Source organism: Nocardia sp. SYP-A9097 (assembly GCF_009649815.1).
Classification (GTDB): domain Bacteria; phylum Actinomycetota; class Actinomycetes; order Mycobacteriales; family Mycobacteriaceae; genus Nocardia.
In genome coordinates this window covers 36144-47256 of sequence record NZ_WJIC01000020.1, presented here as the reverse complement: position 1 = coordinate 47256, position 11113 = coordinate 36144, and the positions used below count along the sequence as shown (strand labels likewise).

Here is an 11113-nt window from a genome sequence, read left to right as displayed (position 1 = left end):
CACTAATTTAGGTTAGCCAAACCACACCCCTTCACGGCTCAAGTAAGCATGGGCTAACATCCCTGTGAGGTTAGGCAAGCCTACCTTTGGTGCCTCCTGGAGGCGGACCGTTCGCAGGATGAGGAGTTCGATGCTCGACAAGGCTGGGATTCGCGCACTCGTGGCGGCGGCGCTGGACGTCGCGCCCGAATCGATCGGTGACGACGACGATCTCGTCAGCCTCGGCATGCACTCCATGAAGCTCATGCAACTCTCCGCGAAGTGGCGCAAACAGGGCTACGAGGTTCGCAGCTCCGCCCTCGCCCTGGAGCCGACCCTCGCCGCCTGGACCGACCTGTTGCTCGCGGGCCGCGTCACGACTCTCGAATCCACGGCATCGACCAGTAGTGGCGCAGGCGCGACAGCCGACGTTGCGTCCGATAGCGCCACGCACGCGAACCCCGAGGCCGGCCGCGGCGAATCCACCGCGCCCGGTGACGAATTCGGCCTCGCGACCATGCAGCACGCCTACTGGATGGGCCGTCGTCAGGATCAGGCGCTCGGCGGTGTCGCCGCCCACCTGTACGTCGAGTTCGACGGTAACGGCCTCGATCCCGAACGCTTGCGCCGCGCGGTCACCCGCCTGGTGCATCGGCATGAGCAGCTGCGCGCCCGGTTCACCGACAGCGGCACCCAGCAGACCCTGCCGGAACCGCGGCGCCCGGTTTTCGAATCGCTCACCCTGAAAGCCGATTCCGAGGCCGCCGAACTGGAGCGCTTGCGCCAGACCAAGAGTCATCAGCGCATGGATGTGGAGGCCGGGCAGGTCATCGATATCGCGCTGTCACTGCTGTCGGGTGGTGGGCATCGCCTGCACGTGGATGTGGATATGCTCGCCGGCGACGCGCAGAGCTACCGCCGCATCCTGGAGGATCTGGCGACGCTGTACGAGGCCGATACCGATCTCACCGATTCCCTCGGCTACACCTTCCGTGCCTACCTGGCCGCGAAAGAGCAAGCCGCCCCGGATAATTCGGCCGACCGCGACTGGTGGGCCGACCGACTGGGTGACCTGCCCGGCATTCCCGCGCTGCCGGTGCTGCCCGAGACCGAGCGCGGCGACCCGAGTCGCAGTGTGCGCCTGCATCATTGGTTCGACCCGGCGGCCCGCCGGCGGTTGAACCAGCACGCGCACAGCCACGGCGTGACTCCGGCGGTAACCCTGGCCACCGTGTTCTCCGAGGTCATTGCCCGCTGGTCCGCACAGCAGCGCTTTCTGCTGAATGTGCCGCTGTTCAACCGTGAACCCCTGCACGACGATATCGACCGAGTGGTCGGCGACTTCACCAATTCGGTACTGGTCGATGTGGACGCCACCCGCCGCGAATCCATGGTGGACCGCACCAAGCGACTACAGCGCGAATTGCACACCTGCGCGGCGCATTCGGTCTACGAGGGCCTCGACGTGCTGCGGGATCTGGGCCGCCTGCACGGCGCACCGGTCACCCCGTCGGTGGTCTTCACCTCCGGTCTGGACCTCGGCGAACTCTTCTCCGACCGGGTGCTTGGCGTCTTCGGCGAGCCGGTATGGATCATCTCCCAGGGCCCGCAGGTGGACCTGGACGCCCAGGTCGTAGAGCTGAACGGCGGCCTCCTGGTGAACTGGGACCTGCGACGGGATGCCCTGCCCGAGGGTGTCGACGAGGCCATGTTCACCGAATTCCGCACGCTCCTGGACGGATTGGTGGCCGACGGCGCGGACTGGCATGCCGACCTCGCCATCGCCCTGCCCCCGGCCCAGCGCGCGGTCCGTGAGACCGTCAACGCCACCGACCTCGAACTCGGCGGCCCCCGCACCCTGCACGAAGCCTTCTTCGCCCTGGCCCACCGCCACCCCGACCGTCCCGCCTTGCGCTGGCACGCCTCGGATGAATCCCCCTGCCACCCCGGTGTGACCCCACCCCGCCACCCCGGTGCGACCGCACCCCATCATTCCGGTGCGACCGCACCCCGTCATCCCGGCGCGCTTTTGGCCGGGATCCACCAAAACCCGCAGGACGACAGCTGGCGTGGATCCCGGCCAAAAGCATGCCGGGATGACGAAGGAGGGCCTGCCGCCTTCGCCCTCGGATTCGGCAGCACGTATGGCGAGCTGGCGGGGCAGGCGTTGGCGGTCGGTCGCGCGCTGGCCGATGCCGGTGTGCGGCCCGGCGACACCGTCGCCGTCATGATTGCCAAGGGGCACAGGCAGATTCCGGCTGTGCTGGGTGTGCTCGCCGCCGGTGCGACGTACCTGCCGATCAGCACCGAGCAGCCGCAAGCCCGGCGTGATCGGATCCTGGAGCGCGGTGGGGCGCGGGTGGTGCTGATCGATGCTCCCGCGGAGCTGCCCGCGCAGGTGACTTCGCTGCTGATTGCCGACGCATTCGCGGGGGAGCGGTTGGACGCACCGCATATCGCGCCGACCGATTCGGTGGCGTATGTGCTGTTCACCTCCGGTTCGACCGGTGAGCCCAAGGGTGTCGAGGTGAGTCATCGTGCGGCGGCGAACACCATCGACGCCATCATCACCCACTTCGATCTGGGCTCGGACGATCACACCATCGGGTTGTCGGCGCTGGAGTTCGACCTGTCGGTGTTCGATATCTTCGCCCCACTCTCACTGGGTGGCGCGGTCGTCGTGGTCGAGGCGAGTATCGAACGCGATGCCGTCGCCTGGTCCGCGTTGATCGCGGAAACCGGTGTGACGGTGGTGAATTGCGCTCCCGGTTTGATCACCATGCTGTTGGATACCGCCACCGCCGAACAGCTACGCACCGTGCGGGTGGTCATTACCGGCGGTGATCGGGTGAAATCCCAGCAGGGCCACCGCTTCCGGGAGCTCGTGCCCGGTGTGCGTTTCGCGGGCCTGGGCGGTACCACCGAGACCGCCATCCACTCCACCGTCTGCGAGATCGCCGACGCGTACCCGCTCGACCGGGTCAATGTCCCGTACGGCACCCCGATGGCGAATGTGCGCTGCCGCGTGGTGAATTCGCGTGATGAGGACTGCCCGGACTGGGTGCCGGGTGAACTGTGGATCGGCGGGCTGAGCGTCGCCGATGGTTACCGTGGCGATCCCGAGCGCACCGCCGATCGTTTCGTCACCGTCGACGGTGTGCGCTGGTACCGCACCGGCGATATGGCCCGCTACCTGCCCGACGGCACCCTGGACTTCCTGGGCCGCGCCGACCATCAGGTGAAGATCCGTGGCTTCCGCGTCGAGCTCGGCGAGGTCGAGTCGGCTTTGGCGGCGCAGCCGGGTATTCGCGAAGCCGTTGCGCTGGTGACCGATTCGGGCCGACTGGCCGCGGTCGCCGCGGCCGAGGGCGCGATCTCCACCGACGTCGTACTTGCCGGTGTGCGAGACCTGCTGCCTGCACACATGATTCCCGAAATCCTGGAACTGGTCCCCGCGATCCCGTTGACCGGCAACGGAAAACTCGATCGCGCTGCCATCCGCCGCATGGTGGCCGCCGATGACGACGCCGCCCGCGATGCCTACCTCGCCCCGGAGACCGCGCTCGAGGCCGCCGTCGAATACATCGCCGCCACGGTCCTCGGTATCGAGAAGCTCGGTGTGGCAACGGATTTCTTCGACATCGGCGGCAATTCGATTCTCGCCACCACCCTCACCGCCAAACTGCGCGGCCTGCTCGCTCTGGATCGTTTCGGTGTCACCGCGGTGCTGGAGGGCCGCACCGTGCGCGGTATCTGCGCCACCCTCCTCGCCGAGGAGACCGGCGCGGACCGGCTGGATCAGGTCGCCCGCATTCTGCTCGAGCTCGCCGAGATCCCGAATCCGGAGCCGGTCGCCGCGCGCTGATCGATTCGATGCGTCGGAAAACGCTCCGGCGCAGGGGTTTCTCGAAGGACAAGGATTGGTTCTCACCTGATGAAGTCGCTGGAAGACCTACAGGCAGCAATGGCGGCCCGCCTCGCCACCGCAGGCCTGGCGGCCGCACCCGCGGTGCCGGTGCGCCGCGATCGCACCCGCGCGGCCCTGTCGTTCGGGCAGCGCTATGTCTGGGCGCATCAGCAGATCACCCCCGACAGCGCCGCCTACAACCTGTGTCTGGCACTGACTTTCGACGGTGAGGTGGACGCGGACGCACTGCGCCGCTCGTTCCTGGCATTGGTGCGACGACATGAGGTACTGCGCACCACCTACCACAATGACGAGCAGGGCAACCCCTACCAGCGCATTCACGATGACCTGCCACCCCGGCTGACCGATATCGACCTCACCGCCACGGGTGCGACGGACGGGCGACCGGCCGAAATCGGCCACACCGCAGCGGGAGCGGCCGACGGACCGCGCGCCGAAATCGACTGCGCCGCAGGGAATGCGGCCGAGGCCGACCGTCGACTGGCCGAACTGACCCGGGCGGCCGCGTACGAGACCTTCGACCTGTCGTCGGAGTCCTCACTGCGCGTCACCTTCGCCCGCACCCGCCCCGATCGCTTGGTCGTTCTGCTGGTGATCCAGCACATCGCCTGGGACGGGATGACCCTGCCCGCCCTCTCGCGCGATGTGGAGAACTTCTACCGTCAGGCGCGCACCGGCGACATTACGGTGGAGCCGCTGCGGCTACAGGTCGCCGACTTCGCCGAATGGGAGCAGGACCGCCACCTCGACGGTGACCACGGCGCCGAAATCGATTTCTGGGCAAGCCAATTCGATGGTGAAGTCCCCGAACTCCAACTGCCCTGCGATCGCCGCCCGGTCACCATCACCGAGCGCGGCGACCGCTTCGACCGGCTGCTGGGTGAGCGCGCGGACGCCAATCTGCGGCGACTCTCCACTGATCTGCGCAGCACCCCGTTCGCGGTGTTCCTGGCCGCCTACTATCTGGCGCTGCGCCAGACCACCGGTCAGCGCGATATCGTCATCGGCACCACGGTGGCCAATCGTGAGGAGTCCGGTCAGGAGTTCCTGATCGGCAATCTCTCCAATATGATTCCGCTGCGCTGCACCGGCGCGGGCGCGAACACCTTCGCCGAACTGGTGGATCAGGTGCGCGCCACCACCACGGAAGCGTTCCGGCACAAGCATTTTCCGCAGGAGGGCATTGTCCGCGCGGCGAACAGCGCCACCGGACATGTCGGCTCCAAACTCTTCGACACCATGGTGCTTTTCCTGCACCAGAAGATCGACGGCCCACAGCTGCCGGGCGCGACCACCAGTTGGGAACTCATCGACAATGGCGGCGCACTACTGCCGCTGGTCGTGGAGACCTTCATGCACGCCGACCGCACCGATGTGCAGATCACCTACCGCACAGACCTTTTCGATCGCGGCACCATCGAACGACTGCACGAATACATCGATCAGATCCTGGCCGCTGCCACCCCGGGCGCGACCCTCGCTTCGCTCGAGACCCTCTCCGCCTCAGACCGCGCCCGCCTGGCCGACTGGTCCCACGGTGACCGCCCCGCCATCACCCCCGAAACCGTCGACGCCATGATCCGCGCGTCGGCACAAGAACATCCGGACCGGGTCGCGGTGATATTCGACGACATCGAACTCGACTACACCGAATTCGACTCCCGCGTAAACGGATTCACCCGCCTGCTGCTGAAACGCGGTGTGCGCAACGGTGATCGGATCGGCGTCTACGCCGAACGCAGCGAATGGCTCCCGGTCATCTTCGCGGCCGTCCTGCGCGCGGGCGCAGTCTACGTCCCCGCAGACCCGAGCTACCCGCAGGACCGCATCGAGTACATGCTCGACGACTCCGAACTCACCCTCATGGTCACCACGATCGCCCCCGATTCCCCCCGTCATCCCGGCGCGCTTTTGGCCGGGATCCACAGCGGGGGGTCATCCGCGTTGCTGGACCTCACCGACCCGGCCATTCTCGCCGAATTGGCCGCCGCCGATGCCACTCCGGTGCGCGCGGATGAACTGGCCCGCCCCATCCATCCGCTGGATGCCGCCTACTTGCTCTACACGTCCGGCACTACCGGGCGTCCCAAAGGCGTGGTCATCCATCACCGCGCTATCGCCAATCACGTGCAGTGGATGCGTGACTACCTCGGCTTCGGCGAGGAGCGCATTCTGCAGAAGGCCCCGATCGGCTTCGATGTCTCGGTCTTCGAACTGGTCAATGCGCTGTGTACCGGTTCGGCGACCGTGCTCCCGCATCCGGAGTGGTGGCAGGCCGATGTGGAGGCCCTGGCCGAAATCATTCACCGGCACAGGGTGACTCAGCTGTCCCTGGTGCCGAGCGTGACCCGTGCCTTCCTCGACGCAGGTCCGGACCCGGAACGCTTGCAGTCCATGCGCTACGTCTACCTCGGCGGCGAATCTGTGCCCCCCGCCCTGGTGGAGGAGGCGAGCCGCGTCTTCGGTGGCACCGTGCTCGGCCTGTACGGTCCGACCGAGGCCGCCATGGACCTCACCCATGAGGATTTCGCGGGCACCCGGGGCGGCGATGAGATCCGCTCGGCGCTCATCGGTGTGCCCGAATCGAATTCGTCGGTCTTCGTCCTCGACGAGCAGCTGCGGCAGGTATCGCCGGGTGTCACCGGTGAGCTGTATCTGGGCGGCGTGCAGTTGGCCCAGGGCTACCATCGCCGCCCGGGGCTGAGCTCCGGCACCTTCGTGGCCTGCCCCTTCGCCCCCGAATCCGGTGCGCGTATGTACCGTACCGGCGATATCGTGCGCTGGAATTCGCGTGGCCGCCTGGAATACCTGGGTCGCGTGGACGATCAGGTCAAGATTCGCGGTCACCGTATCGAACTCGGCGAGATCGGTACGACGCTGCGCCGCATGCCCGGTATCGGTTCGGCCGCCGCCATCGCTGTGCCGCGAGGGAATGATTCGGTCCTGGTCGGCTATTACGTCGCCGAACCGAATTCGTTGTGCGCCACCGATTCCGAGACGGCAATTGCCGTAACCATCCGCGCGTACCTTGCGGAACGCCTGCCCGAGTACATGATTCCGGCAGCCCTGGTGCGCATGGCATCGCTACCACTCACCGCGAACGGCAAACTGGATCGCCGCGCCCTCCCGGAGCCGGATCTCGGCGGCAGCACCGGACGCGGCCGGGATTTGAGCGACGGCCCGGAAACCCTTGTCGCCGAGGCCGTTCGCCAGGTACTCGGCTTGACCGACGATCTCACTCTCGCCGCCGATGACGACTTCCTGGCGCTGGGCGGCGACTCCATCACCGCCATCCGCATGGCCTCAGCCCTCAAGAAGCGCGGCCTGGCCATCACCACCAGTGCTCTCTTCGATGCCCGCACCATTGCCGCCATCGCCGCCGCGACCACCCCCATCACCGAGACCAGCGCACCAGCCCTGTTCGACGCGGGCGCGGACACCGGCTGGATCCCGCTCAACCCCATCGCCGCCATGCTGGTCGAAAAGGCCGGCGAATACACCGGATACAGCCAGGCCACCGCCGTCGTCACCCCACCGGACGCCACAGCGGAACGCCTCACCGCGGCCGTGCGCGCCTTGCTCGACAGGCACCCCCTGCTGCGGGCCCGACTCGACGTCGCGCCCACACCCGATGGTGAGGCCTCCCCCCGTCATTCCGGCGCGCTTTCGGCCGGAATCCACGCTGAGGAGGTGGAGCCCGGCCAAAAACGTGCCGGGATGACGGGGGATGAGCTGGCCGCAGGTAAGGATGGGGGCCTTGCCTACTACATGCCGGAGGTCGGTGCGGGGTATCCGCCGGTCGAGCTGGTCGAGGTCGAGATTGCCGGGGAGGAATGGGAACTCACCGCCGGTGCGGTGTTGCAGGAGCGGCTGCATGCTGTCGGGGCCGGGCTGGATCCGTTTGCCGGGCGGATGGTCGGCGCGGTGTGGGTGCGGACCCCGGATCGGGCTGTCGGCCGCCTGCTGCTGGTGATCCACCACCTGGTGGTGGACGGCGTCTCCTGGCGCATCCTGCACGATGATCTGCGCGCGTTCTGGCAGGACGGTGTGCTCGAACCGGAGACCGGCACATCGGTGCGGGCCTGGAATACGAATCTGGCGCGGTACGCCGAGAGTGACTCTCTCGCAGGCGAATTGCCGCGCTGGCAGCAGATCGCCGAGTGTGCCGATCCGCTGCTCGGTGCACGTGCCTTCGACCCGGCGGTGGACACCATCGCGACCCTGTGTGAGGTCACCACCGAATTGGACGCCGAGGACACCCGGTTCCTGATGACCACCGGTGCCCAGGCTTTCGGCTGCGATTTCCTGGATATCCAGGTGGCGGCGCTTGCCGTTGCCGTGCATCGCTTCCGGCGGGCGCGGGACCGCGATACCGGGACCGTCGCGCTCACCATGGAGCGGCACGGCCGGATCGAAAACCTCTTCGCCGGAGCCGATCTCGCGAACACCGTGGGCTGGTTCACCAGCACTTACCCGGTCGCTCTCGATGTCATGAGGGGCATCGAGACCGATCTGGTGGACGCGGTGAAGGCGGTCAAGGAGCAGTTGTCGGCCGTCCCGGATTCCGGTATCGGCTGGGGTCTGCTGCGCTGGTTGAACGAGCCGGGCCACGACGTGCTGGGCGATCGGCCCGCACCGCAGCTCAGCTTCAACTACATGGGCCGCTTCGCCGTCGCCGAGTCGGCCGAAATCTGGGCGGCCGCACCGGAATTCGGTTACCTCGGTGGTCACGCGGACGCTGCCATGCCGGTGGCGGCGGTCCTGGACGTGAATACCGTGACCGTCACCGACGGTGATCGCGCCAGCCTGCGCGCCTCCTTCCGTTTCCCCGCCGGGGTGCTCACCGAGGCCGAGGTGCACGAGTTCGCCGACCTGTGGGCCGGTGGCCTGCGCGATTTCGCCAAGACGGTGCGCGACGACTCCAGCCGCCGCTTCACGCCTGGTGATGTGCTGGCCCGCGAGGTCACCCAGCTGGATCTGGACCGCTGGCAGACGCTGTACGGCACGTTCGCCGATGTGCATCCGCTCGCACCCATGCAGGCGGGGCTGTACTTCACCGCGCTCGGATCCGGCGGCAAGGATTTCTACAATGTGCAGACCATGATCGCCGTGCGCGGCGCAGTGGACATGCCACGCCTGACCGCCGCCCTGGATACGGTGATCAACCGCTATCCCAATCTGCGCGTGGCGATTTCGGTATCGCATGCCGGTCAGCCGTATGCGATCGTCACCGATCACGTGGCCGTCCCGGTTCGCGAGGTCGACTTCGCCGCGCGCCCGGATGCCGATCAGCGGCTACAGGATTTCCTGCGGGCCGATCAGGGCGAGCAGTTCGATCTCTCCCGGGGTCCGCTCACCCGGGCCACGGTCGTGCACCTGCCCGGGGCGGTGCACATGCTGGTGCTGACCTCGCATCATCTGCTCACCGACGGCTGGTCGGGGCAGCTGCTGCCACAGGAGATCTTCGCCGCCTACCTCAGCGACGGGACCGCCGCACCACTCGGAAATCCGGACACCTTCGCCGAATTCCTCCGCCTGACCCAGGATCGTGAGGCGGCCACCGAAGCCGCGTGGTCCGGATACCTCGACGGTGTACAGCCGTGCCTGGTGGCACCCAACCGGGTGCCCGAGGGTGGTGGTGTGCCCACCGGCCGCTCCGCCGTCATCGATGCCGAGGTAGTGGATCGGCTCACCGCGCTCGCCGCCGAACTGGGCACCACCTTCAGTGTGATCTGCCAGCTCGCCTGGGCCAATGTGCTGCGCTACGTAACAGGTTCGGAGACAGCGGTATTCGGTGAGGTGGTCTCCGGACGCCCCGCCGATCTCGACGAGGTGGACAATGCCGTCGGCTGCTTCGCCAACACCATTCCGGTGGCGGTCGGGCTTCGCGGTGCGGCCAGCTGGCGTGAGCTGCTGGCCGAAATCCAGCGCCGCCGAGTCGAACTCATGGAATTCCATCAATACCGCCTCACCTCCGCCATCCGCGCCACCGGTGTGCGCAGGCTCTTCGACTCCATGTTCGTCTTCCAGTCCTATCCGCCCGGCCGCGAAGAACTGGAAGCCCTACTGGCGCAGGCGAATCTGGACCTGGTCAGCTTCGAGGGCGGTGGCGCGACCGATAACGCGCTACTGGTGATGATCTTCCCCGCCAATTCACTGCTGCCCGGCGACGGCGTCCAGGCTGTGGTCTTCTATGCGGAGGACTCCTTCGACGACACCGAGGCCGAGATCATCGAGGCGGCCTTCCATGACACCCTGCGCGCCATTGCCGCCGCCCCGGACAACCGCATCGACGCGGCCGCCGTCATCGGCGACGAGGATCACGGCCTGCTGGTAATGCGTCGAATGTGGCAGTGAGCGCCCGGAATTCGCGTACCCGGAATTCGTGCGCGCAGATACAGGAGCAAGGACTATGAGCAATTCTCTCGGCTGGATCCGCAAATTCCATCGACCGCGCGCGGCGGGCAACCCGCCACTGGTCATCTGCCCGCACGCGGGCGGCGGGGCCTCCACCTACCGCCCGTTCTCCAAGGCACTGAGCGAACACTTCGATGTCTCGATCTTCCAGTACCCGGGCCGCCAGGACCGCGCCCGCGAGGCCGCGCTGCGCACCGTACCGGAGATCGCCGCCGGCGCGTTCGCGGAGTTCGTACGCGCCCCGAGCAATAGCGGTGAGCCGATCACCGTCTTCGGGCACAGCATGGGCTCGGTGGTGGCATTCGAATTCGCCAGGCTCGCAGCGGCTTCGGGTATTCCGGTGCGATTGCTGGCTGTCTCCGGTGCGGTCGCGCCGTGGCGGGTGGCCGATATGCCCCCGCATCCGACCGCGGACGAGGAACTGCTCGACCACGTCGGCGGCCTGCAGGGTACCGGAGCCGACGTCCTGGGCAATCGCGAACTCATGCGGATGGCGCTGCCGGCGCTCAAGGCCGACTACGCCGCCTTCGACGCCTACACCTGCGCCCAGGATGTCCGGCTCGACGCGCCCGTGCAGGCCATGGGCGGCAGTGACGACGAATTCGTGTCCATCGGCGACCTGTACGGCTGGCAGGCGCACACCCCACACGAACTCCAGGTGAGCATGTTCGACGGTGGCCATTTCTACCTGCACGACCATGTCCCGGCCATTGCGGAAACCCTTGCCGCCGAGCCGATCCGATCGGCGGTGGCGCGATGAACAAGACCCGCCCTCGTGACGGCGCGCCC

Annotated in this window: 3 protein-coding genes; all 3 read left to right on the top strand. The window is 67.2% G+C overall.

Features of this window, described 5'->3' with window-relative positions; translation table 11 throughout:
• The first annotated feature begins 130 nt into the window (after positions 1-130).
• Complete coding sequence (locus GFY24_RS42355; protein WP_228566772.1) at positions 131-3844, top strand: non-ribosomal peptide synthetase; 3714 nt, start codon at positions 131-133, stop codon at positions 3842-3844.
• Between the two features lie 69 nt (positions 3845-3913).
• Positions 3914-10264, top strand: a complete 6351-nt coding sequence (locus tag GFY24_RS29935) for a non-ribosomal peptide synthetase (protein WP_153808467.1) — start codon at positions 3914-3916, stop codon at positions 10262-10264.
• Between the two features lie 55 nt (positions 10265-10319).
• Positions 10320-11084, top strand: coding sequence for a thioesterase II family protein (locus GFY24_RS29930; RefSeq protein WP_153808466.1), 765 nt, complete (start codon positions 10320-10322; stop codon positions 11082-11084).
• Positions 11085-11113 lie beyond the last annotated feature (29 nt).